Here is a 19,119-nt window from a genome sequence, read left to right as displayed (position 1 = left end):
ATAGTGATAAGTTCTTTCTCAGGTAAAAATGCATAAAAAAAGCAAAAGCCGTTAATAATTTGGCTTTTGCTTTTTTTTAACCCTTCCGACTCAGCTGCGCTGAGCCACCTTCCCTTGCTATAGTTTTTTGTGCTTTAGCGCTTATGCTACAGTTCTTTGCACTTCAGTGCTTAGAAATGTAGTAGGCAGAGCAGAAATATAGTACACACAGTGCTAGGGATGGCTTTAAAACCATAGGTAAAATAAACTTAATATATTTTATTGAAAAATTGATATATGTTCATGGTTTAATGGCTCCCATATAGGGGAGCTGGCGGCGAAGCCGTCTGAGGGGTTATTATTAACCAGGTAAAAGAATAACCCTTCCGACTCAGCTGTGCTGAGCCACCTTCTCTAGAGGGACGGCTTTGAGACCATTTTCTACTATTAGTACTACAATAAACAACATAATATAGTTTGTCATTATTGCAATAGTAAAAAATATATGCTATTATAAAAACAATAAAAGGACAGTTGATTTATGCCTCTGGCAAGGCACAGCTTTCCTCAGGTAGATTTAAACAAGTTGAAAGAAAAGCTGGGTCTTAACCAAAGGTCTGGCTTTATTTCATTTTAGTACAAGAAATAATAGCAACGATAAGGATACAGTGATATATACTTTTTCTTTGGCACAAAGAAAAAGTATCAAAAAGAAATATTTCGCTATCATAAATATTTTTGACCAAAATGTCCTGTTCTGATACGGATTTCAAACTCGCTACGCTCAGACAACATAAATCCATACGTATCATTCCAGTAAATTTTTGTCTAGGCCAATGCCTACCAAAATATTTATAAGGCGAAAAGACCATTTTAGACTATCGGGATAGAATATGTGAGCTTTATAAGTTTAGCAGTGCAACTGAGCGTCATAATCGGTAATACCGCGAGAGATTGCAGCAGCAATAGTATCTTGTTTATTAATAAGCAATAAAGCATCGTTATCATTATCAATAAAGGCCATTTCTATTAAAATTGCGGGCATTGTGGTACAGCGCAGTACGGCAAGGTCAGGTCGCTGTTTAATACCACGGTCAGGCAGGGCTGCATCAAAATTTTGCAGGGAATTGATAAGCTGCAGCTGGATAAGTTGTGCTAGGGCACCAGCGTTGCTATTTTTATTATAGCAGAGCGTTTCAGTGCCGCGGGCTTTAGTATTAAAGGCGTTGCAATGCAGTGAGATAAAAATATCGGCTTGCCAGTTATTGGCTATAGCACAGATATTAGGATAATCGGGTGATTCGCCGCAAAGGTTATTGCTTTGGAGCAGCTTAACTTTATGACCAGTGATTTTTAACTTGTGAGCCAGTAAATTACCAATGGATAAAGCTATGTCACATTCTCGCAGTATAAGATGTTCATTTACAGCACCGCTGTCGACATTGGGCATATGACCGGGATTGATAAATATTTTCATAAATAATACCTCCTAAATATGTTTTCATATATATACATGTTGTTAGGAGGTGATTTTACTATTATATATTAAGTTTTTAACCCTTCCGTCATTGCTGGCGCAATGCCACCTTCCCTAGAGGGACGGCTTTAAAACCACAGGTAAAATAAACTTAATATATTTTATTGAAAAATTGATACATATTGATGATACTATGGCTCCCATGCAGGGGAGCTGGCGGCGAAGCCGTCTGAGGGGTTATTATTAGAACAAGGTAAAAGTATAACCCTTCCGACTCAGCTATGCTGAGTCACCTTCCCTGAAGGGAAGGCTTTAAAAGCACTATTTTTACCAGATAGTATTGTTGCAATGGGAAAAAATATATGTTATTATAAAAACAATAAAAGGATAGTTGATTTATGCCTCTGCTAAGGCACAGCTTTCCTCGAGTAAATTTAAAGGTATGAAAGAAAAGCTGGGTCTTATTAAAGGTCTGGCTTTATTTCATTTTAGTACAAGAAATAATAGCAACGATAAGTATACCGAAGCTTATCATTAAAGATAAAACTTGGAATGTACTCATTGTGCCACCTCCCTAAGGAGGAAAAGCCGAATCAACTATCCACAAAATAATTATAACATAGAGAAATAAAACCCTCTATCATAAGCGATAGGCGGTTTTTATTGGAGAAAAGAGTTGTGAAAACCCTTCCTTCATTGCTGTATAATGCCACCCTCCCTATGCTGTAGTTCTTAGTGCTTTAGCACTTTAGAAATACAGTACACACAGTGCTAGGGACGGCTTTAAAACCACAGGTAAAATAAACTTGATATATTTTATTGAAAAAGTGATATATAGTGATGGCCCTATGGCTCCCATGCAGGGGAGCTGGCGGCGAAGCCGTCTGAGGGGTTATTATTAACCAGGTAAAAGAATAACCCTTCCGACTCAGCTACGCTGAGCCACCTTCCCTAAAGGGAAGGCTTTGAGACCATAATAATACAATAAATAATATAGTTTGTCATTAGTGATGGTGGTAATTATTGCAATAGTAAAAAATATATGTTATTATAAAAACAATAAAAGGATAGTTGATGCGTGGTTGCTCGGCTTTCCTCACATAACGTTTGTTTTGAAAGAAGCCGGGCTAATCACAGAGTCGCGGCTTTATTTCTTAGTATTACAACAAGAAATAACAAGTACTATTAGACTGGCAAAGCTTATCATTAAAGACAAGGTTTGAAAAGTAGTCAAGTAGTACCACCTCCCTCCGAAGAGGAAGAACCGAAACATCAACTATCCATGAAAATATTATAACATAGAGAATTAGCACCGTCTATCGAGAGAGAGAGGCGGTTTTTTATTGGGATAAGAGTTGGGAAAACCCTTCCGTCATTGCTACGCAATGCCACCTTCCCTTGCTATAGTTCTTTGCGCTTCAGTGCTTAGAAATGTAGTAGGCAGAGCAGAAATATAGTACACACAGTGCAAGGGACGGCTTTAAAATCACAGGTAAAATAAACTTAATGTATTTTATTGAAAAATTGATATATAGTGATGGCCCTATGGCTCCCATACAGGGGAGCTGGCGGCGAAGCCGATTAGAACCAGGTAAAAGATAATCCTTCCGCTATTGCTTTGCAATGCCACTTTCCCTTGCTATAGTTCTTTGCGCTTTAGCGCTTATGCTACAGTTCTTTGCACTTCAGTGCTTAGAAATGTAGTAAGCAAAGCAGAAATATAGTACACACAGTGCAAGGGACGGCTTGAGATACGGTTTATAAGATAGTATTATTGCAATAGTAAAAAATATATGTTATTATAAAAACAATAAAAGGATAGTTGATTTATGCCTTTGCAGAGGCTCAGCTTTCCTCGAGTGAATTTTAATAGTGTGAAAGAAAAGCTGGATCTTAGCAAAAGGTCTGGCTTTATTTCATTTTAGTACAAGAAATAATAGCAACGATAAGTATACCGAAGCTTATCATTAAAGATAAAACTTGGAATGTACTCATTGTGCCACCTCCCTAAGGAGGAAAAGCCAAATCAACTATCCACAAAATAATTATAACATAGAGAATTAGTACCGTCTATCGAGAGTGATAGGCGGTTTTTTTATTGGAGAGAGAAGTAGGAAAACCTTTCCGTCATTGCTAGCGCAATGCCACTTTCCCTGAAGGGACGGCTTTAAAACCATTATTTTTACCAGATAGTATTATTGCAATAGTAAAAAATATATGTTATTATGAAAATAATAAAAGGATAGTTGATGCGTGGTTGCTCGGCTTTCCTCATATACTGATTAGTTTGGAAAAAGCCGGCTTACACACATGAGTCGGTTTATTTCATTTTATTACATGAAATAATGGCAACTATAAGAATACCGAAGCTTATCATTAAAGATAAAACTTGAAATGTATCCAAAGTACCACCTCCTCTGGAGAGGAAAAACCGAAACATCAACTATCCATGGAAATATTATAACATAGAGAATTAGCACCGTCTATCGAGAGTGATAGGCGGTTTTTTTATTGGAGCGAGAAGTAGGGAAACTCTTCCGTCATTGCTACGCAATACCACCTTCCCTATGCTGTAGTTCTTAGTGCTTTAGCACTTTAGAAATACAGTACACACAGTGCTAGGGACGGCTTTAAAACCACAGGTAAAATAAACTTAATATATTTTTATTGAAAAATTGATATATAGTGATGGCCCTATGGCTCCCATACAGGGGAGCTGGCGGCGAAGCCGTCTGAGGGGTTATTATTAGAACAAGGTAAAAGTATAATCCTTCCGTCATTGCTACGCAATGCCACCTTCCCTAGAGGGACGGCTTTAAAACTAAAAATATTTAAGAGAAGTTTTATTTAATGATTGTATTTTTTTAGGCTAGTGGCATGTATAGAAGTGAAAGGGGGAATGAAAGATGGCAGCAACAAAAACAGAGCAAAGCACAAAGCTTATTGTTAAGGTACAGACCGGACTTACTGCTAGTGGGGAACCAAAGTTCAGTCAGCGTAATTTTGCTTCAATTAATGCGGCAGCAACTGATGACAGTCTTTTAAGTGCTGGTAATGCATTAGGCGCACTGCAGGAATATCCTGTCGGCGCTGTTATGCGTCAGGATGTATGTACTTTAAGTGAAGCGTAAGTAAAAATAAGGCAGCAGAGGAGGTGAGAAAATGGCGGCAACTAAGAAACTTCAGATGGTATTTGCTTTAGAGGACGGTAAAAAATTGACCTATAGCTTAAGTAATCCTAAAGATGGTATTACTAAGGCTGAAGTTGAAGCGGCAATGAACAGCATGATTACCAATAATATTGTTAGTAAAAATGGTGTGGCGGCTTCAACAATTGCGGAAGCTTATGTACGGACAACGGAAAATGTGGAATTAGCATAACGGGATAGAAAACAGGTGCTGCGAAAATAATGCAGCACCTGTTTTGTTAACCCTTCCGACTCAGCTGCGCTGAGCCACCTTCCCTGAAGGGACGGCTTTAAAACCATTATTTTTACCAGATAGTATTATTGCAATGGGAAAAAATATATGTTATTATAAAAATAATAAAAGGATAGCTGATGCTTGCTCGCTCGGTTTTCCTCGAATTTATCATGTTTGAAAGAAAACCGGCTTGCAAATTGAGTCGGTTTATTTCATTTTATTACATGAAATAATGGCAACTATAAGAATACCGAAGCTTATCATTAAAGATAAAACTTGAAATGTATCCAAAGTACCACCTCCTCTGGAGAGGAAGAACCGAAACATCAACTATACATGAAAATATTATAACATAGAGAATTAGCACCGTCTATCGAGAGAGAGAGGCGGTTTTTTATTGGGATAAGAGTTGGGAAAACCCTTCCGTCATTGCTACGCAATGCCACCTTCCCTATGCTGTAGTTCTTAGTGCTTTAGCACTTTAGAAATACAGTACACACAGTGCTAGGGACGGCTTTAAAACCACAGGTAAAATAAACTTGATATATTTTATTGAAAAAGTGATATATAGTGATGGCCCTATGGCTCCCATGCAGGGGAGCTGGCGGCGAAGCCGTCTGAGGGGTTATTATTAGAACAAGGTAAAAGTATAACCCTTCCGACTCAGCTGCGCTGAGCCACCTTCCCTGAAGGGACGGCTTTAAAACCATTATTTTTACCAGATAGTATTATTGCAATGGGAAAAAATATATGTTATTATAAAAATAATAAAAGGATAGCTGATGTGTGAGAGCTCGGTTTTCCTAGAATATGTTTGAGTTTGAATGAAAACCGGCTTGTCACATGAGTCGGTTTATTTCATTTTAGTGCATGAAATAATGGCAACTATAAGAATACCGAAGCTTATCATTAAAGATAAAACTTGAAATGTATCCAAAGTACCACCTCCTCCGAAGAGGAAAAACCGAAACATCAACTATCCGTAAAAATATTATAACATAGGGAATTAGTACCGTCTATCGAGAGTGATAGACGGTTTTTTTTATTGGGATAAGAGTTGGGAAAACCCTTCCGTCATTGCTACGCAATGCCACCTTCCCTGAAGGGAAGGCTTAAAACCAGTATATATTTATATTCATGGTTGTGGCTCGTCTGTAGGGGGACTGGCGGGGAAGCCTTCTATCGAGAGAGGCGGCTTTTTGTTATGACAGAAACTGTTTTAGGTAGTTTAGGGCTTGTTTTTTATTAGCGGCAACAGCTTGTTGGGAAATACCTAATATTTTAGCGGTCTGTGCTTGTGTACAGCCATTAATGATAGTGTATTTTATTATTTTTTGTTGGCGTGGAGGTAATTGATTAACAGCATTTTGCAGTGATAGCTTGCTTACGATATTATCTTCAAAGATGGATTTGTCAGCGATGGTAAGCAGCTGATTTTTTAGATTGTCATCGTTATCAGCAGAAATTTCTCGCTGCCAATTGCGACGATATTTTTTGAATAATGTACGTAGATCACCATAAACTTTAGCTTTGGCATAGCCGGCAAAGGGTACGTGCAGTGACGTATCATAGTTTTGTACAGCTTCGTAAAAGCTTAAAACTGCATGGGCATAGGCTTCTTCATAAATCGTCTGTAAATGATGCTGTCGGGCGGCTTTGCATAGTAAGCCCTGATAATCATGGAAAAGTTTTTCAAAGTTATTTGTTTTATACATATTCTCACCTGTGGTGAGAAACCGGTTTCTCTTGTATTAGCGCTTGTTTTATAATATATGTTTAGAAAATATATATCAAAAACAATAATATAATTAAGAAAACTTAAAATAGTAAAAACTATTATTTAAGGCATGTATATAGTAGGGAGGTGAAAATAATGAACGATTGGATGAATTATGTTGCCAATGGCTATTTCCCTATACTGGTAACGGCATTTTTACTTGTTCGAATCGAAAGTAAAATTGCGGCATTAGACAGTAGTATTAAGGAACTGACACGCATCATAGAAAAACATTCATGAAAAAAGCCTGTGCTGATGTCTTGATGATAAATATTTATCACTAAGACGATAGCACAGGCTTTTTTGGGATATATTATTATAGCGAAACTAAATTTTGTTTAATTGTTTCGTTATGGGCGCTATTATTGGGCAATACCAGGGTGAGTCATTTGTTCAGGAGAAAGAATATGGTTAAGTTTTTCTTCTGGCAGTAGTCCTTTTTTTAGTACAATTTCACGGACCGGTTTGCCGGTAGCATATGCTTCTTTAGCCAGCATAGCGGAGTTTTCGTAGCCGATATGCGGCAAAAGAGCGGTGATAATGCCGACACTGTTATCGAGCCAGGTGGTGCATTGTTTGATATTTGGCTGCAAGTCAATAAGAAGTTTATCGACAAATGTATTTACGGCATTGGTCAGATAGTTCATGGAGTTAAATAAGTTAAAGGCCATTATTGGTTCCATAACATTTAGCTCAAACTGACCGTTTTCTACGCCAAGGCTGATAGCAAGGTCGTTAGCGATGACCTGATAGCAGGTTTGGTCAAGTACTTCGGCAATAACCGGATTTACTTTACCAGGCATTATGGATGAGCCAGGCTGACGAGCTGGCAGTTTTAGTTCATTAAGGCCGCAGCGTGGGCCGGAAGCCATAAGACGGAAATCATTGGCCATTTTTATAAGAACAAGTGCTGTTACTTTCATAGCTGATGATACATCGGCAAAACCATCAGTATTATTGGTAGTATCAATAAGATTATCAGCAGTGGTAAAGTTTTCACCAGTTACTTCGGATAAGGTTTTGGCAACCATTTTTATATATTCCGGTTCAGCGTTAAGACCGGTGCCGACAGCAGTTGCACCCATATTTATGGTATGAACGGAGCTTACGGAATTTTCGATGCGTTTGATACCACGGCGTACAGCAGAAGCATAGGAGCCCATTTCCTGACCTAGTGAGATTGGCACAGCGTCTTGCAGATGAGTACGACCCATTTTTAGGATATCTTTGTATTCTTCAGCTTTTTTATCTAATTCATCGGCAAGATAATTCAATGCTTTGATAAGTTTTTTGCTTTTATGGGAAATACATACTTTTATGCCGGTAGGGAAACTGTCGTTGGTTGATTGAGCCATATTAGCATCGTTGTTAGGGGAAATGATGTCATAGCGGCCTTTTTGTTCACCAATTATTTCTAAAGCACGATTTACGATTACTTCATTGACATTCATATTGATAGAAGTTCCAGCACCGCCTTGGATAGGGTCAACAGGGAATTGGTCGAGCATTTTGCCGGCAATTATTTCATCGGCAGCAGCAATAAGGGCATTACCGGTTTTTTTATTTAGTCTGCCGGTAGCAATATTCGCTATGGCAGCAGCTTTTTTTACTTTAGCCATTGATTGAACAAAATCATGATCTATTGTTTGTCCGGTGATATGAAAATTTTCTATAGCGCGAAGAGTTTGAACGCCGTAATAAACGTTATCGGGTACCTCTAATTCACCTAAAAAATCATGTTCTTTTCTCATCTTAGTTCACCTTTCTTATGTTTATCACTATGATAAAATTTTGTAATATTCAATAAGATATTTTGTATGTTGTATACAAAATACATTTTACACTTGTATTGTATAGCATAATTTTAAAAATAGCAATAAAAACTTTTTAGTATTTTATATATTAATTAAAACTATTTAAAAAAGCCTATCAAATTCATCCATGGCAGGCCAATAGCCAGCCAGACAATTATATGCAGGGTAGAAACAATAAAGCCTATTTTCCACCATTGTCCCTGCGGCATATAGCCGGCACCAAAGAATATCGGTGTTACACCACAGCCGTAATGGGTGAGGAATGAGCAGCTATTAGCAAGAACACCAAAGATAATAAGTACACCAAGAGCAGTCGCACCAGCAGCAATTAATATTGTGGAAAAAGCACCGAATAATGCCATAATATGGGCACTATTGCTCGCCAAAGCATAGTGAAGATAGACATAAATAATTGATAGAATGATAAGCATCATCAGCCAGGAAATATTGCACATATTGCTACTGATATGTACGGCAAGTGCCTTCATCAACCCTAATTTAGCTAAATAGGCAGCCATATTTACCAATACACCCATCCACATAAGCACATCCCAGGCACCTTTTTGGTTAAGGACATCATCCCAAGTAAGAATGCGGGTCACAAGCATAGCACTTAGTCCCAGTAGTGCTATAAAAGCTGAATTAATGCCATGAATACAGCTGGTAGCCCATAATAACAGTGCTGCAATAAAAATAACACAGAGAATTTTTTCGGCAGTAGACATGGGTCCCATTTCTTTTAAGTTATCAATGGCCAGCTGACGTGTTTTAGGAGTAGCTTTTAATTCTGGGTTTATTAACTTATATAATAACCAAGGTGTGAAAATACTTAAAATTATGCCTGGAACAATACAGGCTAGAAACCAGTCAGTCCAACTGATTGTTACATGGAATAATGTCTGGCTTAGTGAAGCGGCAAGTGCGTTGTTGGAGGCACCTGTAAGAAAAATACAGGCAGAGGTTATAACAGCACAGTAAGCACTGAATATTAAGAATGCACCTGTGCGTTTATTTTGTTCCTGTCCTGGTTCGGAGCCAATTGCTGAACAAATACTGCGCACTATAGGAAATATTATGCCACCACCGCGTGCTGTATTCGATGGTGTAAAGGGCGCAATAATGAAATCAGCAGCGCTCATTACATAGGCGACACGCAAAGTACTGCTGCCAAAGCGGCTGAGTAATTTATAAGCAATGCGTTTGCCGAGTCCTGTTTTTATAAAACCTTCAGCAAACATAAAGGCAGAAACAATCAGCCAGATGGTAGTATTACTAAAACCAGCCAGGGCTTCACCGGGTTTTAAAACATGGAAAAGTACTAAAGCTGTGCAGGCAATTACCGCAGTAGCACCAATTGGCAGCGGCTGTAAGATAAAGCCGGCAATAGTAGCGGCAAAGATGGCTAAAAGATGCCAGGCTGTCACATTTACTCCTGCAGGAATAGGACTAAACCATATTATTAACCCAATAACGATACAGATAAGACCGCGCAAAAATAGATTTTTGCCAGTAGATGATTCACTATGAGCCATGGGGAAAATCCTCCTTTAAGATTTTTATATGTAAAAATAGCTATTTTTATGCATTAATAAAATCTATGATTTAATTTATATATTATATATATTATGGCGACTATAAAATCCGACAATAATCTACAAATTTTTTTGATAATTTTAATAATTTATTTTAATTACAACGATTTATTTTAAAATAAATAGAAAATATGATAGAATCATATAGGATTTTCGTGTTGCGCTAGTTAAGGTCGGAAGGGTTAACCCCTCAGGCAGCTTTGCTGCCAGCTCCACACACACTGTGTACTATATTTCTAAGCGCTAAAGCGCAAAGAACTATAGCATACAGGGGAGCCTTTCATGCAACTAAAATTCAACTAGCACAATGCGAAGAAGTTATATATAATTTTAATATGATTGATTTTGAGGTGTTATCGTGTTTTTTCGAAAGCAGAATAAATGGTTGATTATGCTGTTAATGTTATTGTTTGTGCCATTAGCGGGTGAACTTAAATTTCATCCACTAAGCGGTGATTTTGCCAATTTCCAAGTTAGCCTGGGGTCACCGGTATTTTTATTATTTATATTATCTTTGCCTAAAAATATACTGGTGGCAACAGGGTTTAGTGCAGGAATAGTCGTTGTTTTATTTAGGTCAATATTAGATTATTATATTTTGGAAATTAATTTTATGATGGCAGTTATAAATCACTTGCCTACTTTTTTTTATTATTTTATTTATGCTAGTTTGTTTATGTTTATTAAGCTGGAAAAGGGCAGTATTTACAATAAAGCATTGATGATTGCAGGTTGGTCAATTTTAGCAGAAACTGCAGCCAGCTTTGCCGAATTGTTTGCTAATTGTATTGTTTTTAATTATCCTTTGCTTTTTGTCACTGGAGCTATGGTACTAAAAATAGTTGCTATTGCAGTACTTCGGTGCTTTTTTATTTTGAGTTTTTTCTTTTTGGCCCAAATATATACGATGGAGCTGCGTATGCAGCAGGAACGACAAGAAAAAGAAAAAATGCTTTTATTAATAACTGATATATATAATGAAATACTGCAATTGAAGCGGTCACAGAAAAATGCCGAGAATTTGACACGGGAGTGTTATAAAATATATGAGCAGATCAAGGCTCAGTCAGAGGATAAAGATGATATTTTATCGCAAAAAGTCTTGGCATTGGCAGGAGCTTTGCATGAAATAAAAAAGGATAATCAGCGTATACATGCAGGGTTCATGACACTAATGAATACCCAGCAGGAGCATATAGCAGATTATCTTGCAGTAGATGATTTATTAGATTTTATTGTCAATGTTCATAAACAGTATGGCAAATCATTACATAAAAGAATAAAATTTACAGCCAGCGGTGATAAAAAAATAAAAAAATTACATGCTTATACTTTGCTGGCTCTAATAAATAATATAGTTTCCAATGCTGTTGAGGCAATTACAGCTACTGGCAGTATTGAAATAAAGTTGCAGAGCAAAAGTAGAGAGTTATTAATAGAAATAAAAAACAGCGGCAGTTCCATTCAGCCGAAAAAGCTTGAATTAATATTTCAAGCCGGTTATACTACTAAATTTGCATCTGATGGGACGGCATCCACTGGTGTGGGCTTATCATATGTACAGCAGCATGTAAAAAGTTTGGGCGGTAGTGTAAAAATGGAATCAGATGGAGTTAATGAAGTAAAATGTACTATATATGTACCATTATCAGAGATTGAGGAGAAGTGCTGATATGAGATTTATGTTAATAGATGATGATAAGGCTGTACGCTATATGCTTGAGGATATTATTGAAGATTTTGAACTTGGTGAGATTGTAGAGTCTATTGATAATGCTGTAGATATTGATAATAATTATCTGCATATAAAAAATATTGATATACTGATAATTGATATGCTGATGCCGGTACGCGATGGTGTTGAAACGGTAAAAGCAATAAAAGAGAATTTCACTGGAAAAATCATAATGCTGTCCCAGGTTGAGGATAAAGAAATGGTAGGAAAAGCTTATGCTTTAGGCGTTGATTATTATATAACCAAGCCGATAAATCGCAATGAGGTTGTAGGGGTAATACACACTGCTTGTGAACATGTTAATCTGCAAAATTTTGTCAGTAATGTAAAAGATAATTTATCTAATATATTAAATAGTGATAAAAGCAGTGAGCAGAAAGATAAGCATTCACTGGCTATGGCGGGAAAAGTGATTTTGCGTGATTTGGGTATTGCCGGTGAAAGTGGTGGTAGTGATTTTGTACAGATGTTACAATGGCTGGACAATAATGGACAGCAGGTTGAACAATCATTTCCCGCATTAAAAGAAATTTTTGTACAGATAGCAAAAGAAAAAAACGTTGTCGATATAAAAAAAGAAGTAAAAGCAATGGAACAGCGCATACGAAGAACTATTTTTCAAGCTATGGTAAATATAGCATCATTTGGAAATGTGGATTGTGCTAATCCTAAGTTTGATGACTATGCAGCAAGATATTTTGATTTGGCAGAGATATATGCTGTTATGAAAAAGTTAGAAAAGGAAGAAAAAATTCAGATTTCACAGGTTCATATAAATAGTAAGCGATTTATTCGGACATTATATAGTGACAGTAATAAATAAAAAATAAGCTAGTTATAGCAAGGGGACATTAGATAAAACCCTTTCGTCACTGCTTTGCAGTGCCACCTTCCCTACAGGGAAGGCTTTAAAATAATATACAATATAAAAGTGATTTTGATAGAACTTGTTGAAAATAAGGGTATAGTTGTAAGGCTCCACTATAGGGGAGCTGGCGGCAAAGCCGTCTGAGGGGTTCATGGGAGATATATCTAAGTACAAATAAGAACTATTACATAGTGTAGCTTTGACAATATAGTAAGCACAATAAGAATGAAATGCACATGGATAAAAATTTAAAATTATAAAAACAAAGCCGTAGCGCATTAAAATTATGCACTACGGCCTTATTTTTCAAATATTTATATTAAAATTTTGGTCGGCTGAAAATATTATTCTTTATACAAAAGATAATTCCAATGATAAGTCCGATAAGCGCAGGGATTGTCCAGCCCATACCAATATCAAAGAAGGGAATATAACTGTGATAAAGACCAAGAATATTTTGTACGATGGCACTGCCTTTTATAACAGCAGGTGTGCTGTTTAAGGCATCACCTAAAGCAGCAATGGCAGTAAAAATTGTAGTTATTACATAAATGCTGCGGTCGTGGCGAAATATAGGGGACAAAAATGTCAATATTATCAGTGTTATGCATAGAGGATATAAAAACATTAATACAGGGACAGCCAGACTGATTATTTCGGTAAGACCGACATTACTGACTACAAAAGATATAAAGGTAAAGATAAATACATATTTTTCGTAGCTGATACCATTAGGAAACATTTTATGAAAAATATCAGAACAGGCGGTAATAAGTCCGATAGAAGTTTTGAGACAGGCAAGGGTTACAATAATAGCCAGAAGTATAGCACCAGCAGTACCAAGGTAATGGTCGGCAATTTGAGCCAGCGCAATCCCACCATTGGCTGAAACGGCAAATTGATTGGAACTGTATGCGCCAATATAAGTCAGGCAGGTATAGATAATACACATTAAAACAACAGCAATTATACCAGACTTTAATGCCCCCATGGTCATTTCACTAGGTGTACTAAGGCCGAGATTGCGAAGGGTATCGATAACGATAACACCAAAGACTAGTGAAGCTAAAGCATCCATAGTGTTATAACCTTCAGTAAAACCATGGAAGAATGGCGAAGTAGTATAAGCACCCTGGGCGGCATGCAGATGTCCCTGTCCCATGGGATGGATAAAAGCTACGATAATCAGTACCGCTAAAAACATTAAGAATAATGGATTTAATATTTTACCTATCCAAAGGAGTATTTTATTAGGTTTTAGAGAAAATATAAGTGCAACAATGAAGAAAATGGCAGTGAAAACCAATAGAGCGATAGTTTGATGAGCTGGCTCTATATAAGGAGAAAGTCCAATTTCATAAGATACTGAGCCTAGACGCGGCAAGGCGAATATAGGCCCGATGGTAAGGTTTAAGGCGATAGTAAGAAATAAGGCATAGCCAGGATGTACACGGCTGGAAAGTTCATATAAGTCATCACATTGAGAAAATCCAATGGCGATTACACCAAGAAATGGCAGACCAACACCAGTAAGCAAAAAACCAGCTATTACCGGCAAAATGTTAGTACCAGCCTCTTGCCCCATATGTACTGGGAATATTAAGTTACCAGCACCAAAGAAAAGACCAAATAACATTGAACCGACAAATATGTACGATGATAAGGAAATTTTATTGTAGGTCATTATTACACCTCTTTAAGATTGTTGAATATATTAAATACAGGCTATATTGTACCACAAAAATACACCTATCGTCTAAAGTATAAATTAAAACGATAGGTGTATTGTAATTTTATTTTATTACGATGGTATTGCGGCCATTTTCTTTACCTGAATAAAGTGCAGCATCGGCTCGTTTTAGCAGGTTATCTGCGGTATCATTGACTTGTACAGCTGTTATGCCAAATGTCATGGTAATATGTAATTGCTGCAGATTATATGTCCATATTTTTTCTGCTAATGTCTGACGGAATTCATCAAGCACTGCGGCAGCCTCAGTGACATTTGTTTCGGGCATTAATATTACAAATTCTTCGCCACCCCAGCGTGAAACAATAAAGTTATTGGGAAGTAAGAAGCGCATTGACTGGGTTATGGATATTAGTACAAAATCACCAGTGTCATGACCGTAAGAATCATTAAATTTTTTAAAGAAATCAATATCGGTTATGGCTAAAGAAAAATTTGTATGGTTAGTATTGTAATTTTTAATAAGCTGTTTAAGCTTTTCTAGAGCATAACGACGATTGTAAAGCCCCGTTAATTCATCGGTCATAGCTTTTGTCTGTAACTGCTGATTTAATTTTATTAAATATTTGTTGGTTGCATCCTGCGTGTACTTTATATTAGTTAATTCAGCAATAGTAGCTTGTAGCTGGGCGGTACGCTGATGAATGGTATTTTCTAAATTATTATTTAGATTTTTTATTTCCAGCTCAGCTTTTTTCCGTTTTTGGTAGGTAAACAACAAAAACGCAATAAAGAAAGCCTGAACTATAATAATACTGCAGCCAATGATCAGCCAGTGTTTATAATGCTGCCAAAAAGATAGAGGCTCGAATTTTACTTGGGAATTAATAGGTAGAACTTGAGTGCTTATATTCCAGCGATTTAATTGATTCCAATCAAAAATGTATTCATTAATGGGGGCGATAGTATATGAATTTTTATGGCTGGGATTATTTAAAACATCCAAACTGATAGTGGCTGTTTGCTGTCCTAGCTTATCCCAATGATTTATATAGCCGCCGATAGCACCATTACCTATATAATAGGGGTTGAGTGTAAAAATAGGGAAATTTGTATTTTCCTTTATATGATTGAACATTTGAATTGAGGAGAGGTGTTCATCATGCAGATAGCTGTTCCAGCCTAGGAAAAAGATGACTGTATGGGGTGGAGAGTAGCTGATTTCATGAATCATTTCGGCATAATGCATTTTATTGGTAAAAACAAAATTGACGGTATTTTTATATTTGTTGCTTGATAATGATATATCTTTTATGGCGCGTTTACCAAAATAGGAGTCATTGACAATAACAATAATTTTTTTTGTTTCAGGAAAAAGATTTAAAATAAGTGGAATGTTTTTTTGGTATTCATTGCCAAAGCCTTGTATAGGAATAATATTGGCAGATTTATTATAAGCGGAAATTTTATCACAAGATGGGTCTAAGCATAAAATTTTTGTATTTGGAAAAATTTTCTCCAAATAGGAATTAAAATAAGATAGCAGGTAACTGTCACTAATAATTAAATCTGGTGGGTGCTGCTTGTACTTACTGGCAATATGCCGCGCCATTTCCTGTAAATAGTCAGGCTGCTGTCCAAAATATAAAAGATGAAAATATTCATTGGAGTAGGTAAAATTAATATTTTCATTGTTATTCAAGGTGTTTTTTAAACCGCTAAACCAGTCTGAGGTAGCGGGATAGTCGGCTTCATAGCTATTTAAAATTAAGATATGCTTACTGGAAGCAAAACCGTCAATATTAAAAAAAAGAATATTAATAAAAACAAATAAGACGGTAAAAGGTCGTAATAGGCGTATAAAATACATAAAAAATCCTTTATAAAATAAAAATGACAGAGTTAATATATATATATTTAGTAGTCTAATAATTCTATCGTATATTTCTCTTAAAAGCAATTGTGAAAGAGATTATGTTAACGTAATATTAATGTGTTTTTGTAAATATAGTCTTTGTAGCTTATAATAAAGGATATATAAGTAAAAAGGAGAATAAGTAATAATCATACTTTAAAAGCAGTAAATGTGGGGGAAATATATGAAGATTTTGGTAACAGGCTGTTCAGGACAGCTGGGGTTTGATGTCTGTCGTGAGTTGGATAGAAGAAATATAGCATATTATGGTGCTGTGCGCAGTGATTTTGATTTAACTGATAAAAAAGCGATACAGCAATTTATAGAAGGATATAAGCCTGAGGTAGTTATTCATTGTGCAGCTTATACAGCAGTAGATAAGGCCGAAGATGAAGTGGATTTGTGTCGGAAAATAAATGTTGATGCAGTAAAAGCTATAGCTGATGGCTGTAAGTTAATTGATGCCAAATTAATATATATAAGCACAGATTATGTATTCCCAGGGGATGGCGAAAAATTTTATAATATCGATGATGAAAAAAATCCGCCAAATGTATATGGAAAGTCCAAGCTTGACGGAGAAGAAATTGTAAAAGATTTATTGGAGAAATATTTTATTGTAAGAATATCCTGGGTTTTTGGTATAAATGGACATAATTTCATAAAAACAATGCTGAAATTGGCTGACAGTCATGCTGATTTAAAGGTAGTTGATGACCAGATAGGTTCACCTACATATACAGCTGATTTAGCACCGTTGCTTTGTGATATGGCACAAAGTGAAAAATATGGTACATATCATGCTACTAATGAAGGAATATGCTCATGGGCACAGTTCGCTGCGGAAATTTTTAAATTAGCGGGAAAAAATGTTGAGGTAACAGGTCAGCCTAGTGAGGCTTATCCAACTAAAGCTAAAAGACCACTAAATTCACGTTTAAGTAAAAAATCTTTGGATGAAGCGGGCTTTAAGCGTCTGCCAGATTGGCATGATGCCTTAGATAGATATATAAAAGAACTCAATGGATAATAACCCCTCAGACGGCTTTGCCGCCAGCTCCCCTATAAGGGAGCCTTACAACCAATAGTAATTATATTAAATTTGCATAAATTATTAGTGAGGTTCTAAAAGCAGTCCCTTGCACTGTGTGTACTATATTTCTGCTTTGCTTACTACATTTCTAAGCATTGAAGTGAAAAAAATGGTATACGGAAAAAGCTGTTTTGATGAAGCGAACCCGTGTATGATAATCACCAAAGGCTCCCATGCAGGGGAGCTGGCAGCTTTAGCTGACTGAGGGGTTTGACTTATTATATAACCATTCCGTCACTGCTTTGCAGTGCCACCTTCCCTAAAGGGAAGTCTTTAAAAAACTAAAAATAAGGTTGAATCCATTATTTATTAATGTACGATAGTCTATTTATAACTATAATGATTGGAGAATTTATATATGAAAGTAATTATTTTAGCTGGTGGTGGCGGAACACGTTTATTTCCACTGTCACGCAAGAAACGTCCTAAACAGTTTTTGCATATAAATCAGGATAAATCACTTTTAGCGGAAACTATTGATAGATTCCGCCAGATTGTAAAGGTAACGGATATAGTTATAGTAACTGGTAAGGATTACCTTTTTTCAGTAAAAAGTGAATTAGCTGAATGCAATGCATTAGAGGCGCATATAGTTATTGAAAATGAAGCCAGAAACACTGCACCAGCCATTGTTTTAGCAGCTCAATATTGTAAGGATATTTTAAATAGCCAGGACGATGAAGCATTGTTTATAGCACCTTCTGACCATATTATAAGACCACTAAAAATATATAATGATATAGTAGAAAAAGCGGAAAGGGAAGCACAAAGAGGTAGTTTTGTAGCATTTGGAGCAAAAACAACAAAACCGGAAACTGCTTTTGGTTATATTAGGACAGGTATAAAAGAAGAAAATGGTTTTTATAAAATATCTGGTTTTACAGAAAAACCAGATAAAAAAACTGCCTTAGAATATACAGAAGATACAAAATATTTCTGGAACTCAGGCATGTTTTGTTTTACATGGCAGACTTATTATGAGGAATTGCAGAAATACGCTAATCCTATAGTTAAATATATTGGCAATACTTATGAGGAAACGGCAGCAAATTTTGCTAACATGCCAGGAATTTCTATTGATTATGCTGTAGCAGAGAAAACACAGCGTGGTGTAATGATTCCGCTTGATTTATATTGGAATGATGTAGGCTCTTGGGATGCATTATACGAGGTACTAGAGAAGGATTCTAGCGGTAATGCTGTAAAGGGTGATTGTATAAGAATAAATTGTAATGATAGTTTACTGTGGAGTCAAAGTCGCTTGATTGCAGGGATTGGCTTAAAAGATATTATGGTTGTCGAAACTGATGATGTAATTCTTGTGGCGCAAAAAGGTGAATCTCAATATGTAAGGGAAATAGTAAATACTTTAAAAGCGCGTGGACGGCGGGAAGTTGATGAACATACGACTATTTATTATAAATGGGGACAGGCAGCATTATTAAATGAAGGACCAGGTTATTGTATGAGAAAATTAACAATAAATCCGGGCGGAGTTTTACCAGTAAGAATGCATTATCATCGGGCAGTGCATTGGATTGTAACCAGAGGCGCTGCTTTTATTGGTATTGATGGAGAAAATCGAATGATGCATGGCAATGAAAGTGTATTCATACCAATGACAACGCCATACAGTTTGGAAAATCCTGGAAAAGTGCCTTTGATAATAATTGAAGTAGCCAGCGGGGAATATCTTGCTGATGATGATGTAGAATATATGGATAATACCAAATAGCAAAAACCTCGGATTTTGCTA

At 36.4% G+C, this 19,119-nt stretch carries 19 protein-coding genes; 7 read left to right on the top strand and 12 right to left on the bottom strand.

Annotation, left to right across the window (positions count from 1 at the left end; translation table 11 throughout):
• Positions 1 to 889 precede the first annotated feature (889 nt).
• The 5 genes from HNR32_RS09595 to HNR32_RS14495 form a co-directional block, all read right to left on the bottom strand.
• A complete protein-coding gene (locus HNR32_RS09595) occupies positions 890 to 1,456 on the bottom strand; it encodes an N-acetylmuramoyl-L-alanine amidase family protein (RefSeq protein WP_183862070.1) in 567 nt (188 codons plus the stop codon).
• A 478-nt stretch (positions 1,457 to 1,934) separates the two neighbouring features.
• Positions 1,935 to 1,991 (bottom strand): hypothetical protein, encoded by a 57-nt coding sequence (locus HNR32_RS14510; protein WP_375782636.1) that lies wholly within the window; start codon positions 1,989 to 1,991, stop codon positions 1,935 to 1,937.
• Between the two features lie 612 nt (positions 1,992 to 2,603).
• Entirely contained in the window at positions 2,604 to 2,729 is a 126-nt protein-coding gene (locus HNR32_RS14505) for a putative holin-like toxin (RefSeq protein ID WP_221300600.1), read from the bottom strand.
• 638 nt (positions 2,730 to 3,367) lie between these two features.
• Complete coding sequence (locus HNR32_RS14500; protein ID WP_221300601.1) at positions 3,368 to 3,451, bottom strand: putative holin-like toxin; 84 nt, start codon at positions 3,449 to 3,451, stop codon at positions 3,368 to 3,370.
• A gap of 325 nt (positions 3,452 to 3,776) precedes the next feature.
• The gene (locus HNR32_RS14495; protein ID WP_221300599.1) at positions 3,777 to 3,896 is read right to left on the bottom strand and encodes a putative holin-like toxin; all 120 of its coding nucleotides are present in this window, start codon (positions 3,894 to 3,896) and stop codon (positions 3,777 to 3,779) included.
• A 466-nt stretch (positions 3,897 to 4,362) separates the two neighbouring features.
• On the opposite strand from HNR32_RS14495, the gene HNR32_RS09590 reads away from it, so the two are divergent.
• On the top strand, positions 4,363 to 4,587 hold the full coding sequence (locus HNR32_RS09590; RefSeq protein WP_183862068.1) for a DUF1659 domain-containing protein: 225 nt from the start codon (positions 4,363 to 4,365) through the stop codon (positions 4,585 to 4,587).
• Between the two features lie 31 nt (positions 4,588 to 4,618).
• Entirely contained in the window at positions 4,619 to 4,837 is a 219-nt protein-coding gene (locus HNR32_RS09585; protein WP_183862066.1) for a DUF2922 domain-containing protein, read from the top strand.
• A 249-nt stretch (positions 4,838 to 5,086) separates the two neighbouring features.
• Here the strand turns inward: HNR32_RS09585 and HNR32_RS14490 are convergent, their stop codons facing one another.
• The 3 genes from HNR32_RS14490 to HNR32_RS09580 all read right to left on the bottom strand — a co-directional run bounded on the left by HNR32_RS14490 (position 5,087) and on the right by HNR32_RS09580 (position 6,594).
• Entirely contained in the window at positions 5,087 to 5,206 is a 120-nt protein-coding gene (locus HNR32_RS14490; RefSeq protein ID WP_221300599.1) for a putative holin-like toxin, read from the bottom strand.
• Between the two features lie 526 nt (positions 5,207 to 5,732).
• Positions 5,733 to 5,852 (bottom strand): putative holin-like toxin, encoded by a 120-nt coding sequence (locus HNR32_RS14485; protein ID WP_221300597.1) that lies wholly within the window; start codon positions 5,850 to 5,852, stop codon positions 5,733 to 5,735.
• 229 nt (positions 5,853 to 6,081) lie between these two features.
• Complete coding sequence (locus tag HNR32_RS09580) at positions 6,082 to 6,594, bottom strand: sigma-70 family RNA polymerase sigma factor (RefSeq protein ID WP_183862064.1); 513 nt, start codon at positions 6,592 to 6,594, stop codon at positions 6,082 to 6,084.
• Positions 6,595 to 6,752: 158 nt separating this feature from the next.
• Between HNR32_RS09580 and HNR32_RS09575 the strand changes: the two genes are divergently transcribed.
• Complete coding sequence (locus HNR32_RS09575) at positions 6,753 to 6,896, top strand: YvrJ family protein (protein WP_183862062.1); 144 nt, start codon at positions 6,753 to 6,755, stop codon at positions 6,894 to 6,896.
• A 122-nt stretch (positions 6,897 to 7,018) separates the two neighbouring features.
• Here the strand turns inward: HNR32_RS09575 and HNR32_RS09570 are convergent, their stop codons facing one another.
• Both HNR32_RS09570 and HNR32_RS09565 read right to left on the bottom strand, forming a co-directional pair.
• The gene (locus tag HNR32_RS09570; protein ID WP_183862060.1) at positions 7,019 to 8,407 is read right to left on the bottom strand and encodes an aspartate ammonia-lyase; all 1,389 of its coding nucleotides are present in this window, start codon (positions 8,405 to 8,407) and stop codon (positions 7,019 to 7,021) included.
• Positions 8,408 to 8,568: 161 nt separating this feature from the next.
• Positions 8,569 to 10,002 carry a DASS family sodium-coupled anion symporter gene (locus HNR32_RS09565; RefSeq protein ID WP_183862058.1) on the bottom strand — a complete coding sequence of 478 codons (1,434 nt, stop codon included), beginning with the start codon at positions 10,000 to 10,002 and terminating at the stop codon, positions 8,569 to 8,571.
• 418 nt (positions 10,003 to 10,420) lie between these two features.
• Between HNR32_RS09565 and HNR32_RS14375 the strand changes: the two genes are divergently transcribed.
• Both HNR32_RS14375 and HNR32_RS09555 read left to right on the top strand, forming a co-directional pair.
• Entirely contained in the window at positions 10,421 to 11,734 is a 1,314-nt protein-coding gene (locus HNR32_RS14375) for a sensor histidine kinase (RefSeq protein ID WP_183862056.1), read from the top strand.
• Between the two features lies 1 nt (position 11,735).
• Positions 11,736 to 12,620, top strand: a complete 885-nt coding sequence (locus tag HNR32_RS09555; protein ID WP_183862054.1) for a response regulator — start codon at positions 11,736 to 11,738, stop codon at positions 12,618 to 12,620.
• Positions 12,621 to 12,984: 364 nt separating this feature from the next.
• Here HNR32_RS09555 and brnQ read toward each other — a convergent pair whose 3' ends face one another.
• Together brnQ and HNR32_RS09545 are read right to left on the bottom strand one after the other, a co-directional pair.
• Positions 12,985 to 14,349: a branched-chain amino acid transport system II carrier protein gene (gene brnQ / locus HNR32_RS09550; protein ID WP_183862052.1), complete on the bottom strand. Its 1,365-nt coding sequence runs from the start codon at positions 14,347 to 14,349 to the stop codon at positions 12,985 to 12,987.
• A 109-nt stretch (positions 14,350 to 14,458) separates the two neighbouring features.
• Positions 14,459 to 16,225: a GGDEF domain-containing protein gene (locus HNR32_RS09545; RefSeq protein WP_183862050.1), complete on the bottom strand. Its 1,767-nt coding sequence runs from the start codon at positions 16,223 to 16,225 to the stop codon at positions 14,459 to 14,461.
• Positions 16,226 to 16,454: 229 nt separating this feature from the next.
• Between HNR32_RS09545 and rfbD the strand changes: the two genes are divergently transcribed.
• Positions 16,455 to 17,300, top strand: coding sequence for a dTDP-4-dehydrorhamnose reductase (gene rfbD / locus HNR32_RS09540; protein ID WP_183862048.1), 846 nt, complete (start codon positions 16,455 to 16,457; stop codon positions 17,298 to 17,300).
• A gap of 421 nt (positions 17,301 to 17,721) precedes the next feature.
• Positions 17,722 to 19,098, top strand: coding sequence for a mannose-1-phosphate guanylyltransferase/mannose-6-phosphate isomerase (locus tag HNR32_RS09535; RefSeq protein WP_183862046.1), 1,377 nt, complete (start codon positions 17,722 to 17,724; stop codon positions 19,096 to 19,098).
• The last annotated feature ends 21 nt before the right edge of the window (positions 19,099 to 19,119 follow it).

The sequence above is a fragment of the Pectinatus brassicae genome (genome assembly GCF_014201835.1).
Classification (GTDB): Bacteria; Bacillota; Negativicutes; order Selenomonadales; family Selenomonadaceae; genus Pectinatus; species Pectinatus brassicae.
Note: the sequence above shows the minus strand (reverse complement) of the source record. Positions and strands in the feature narration are given on the sequence as shown.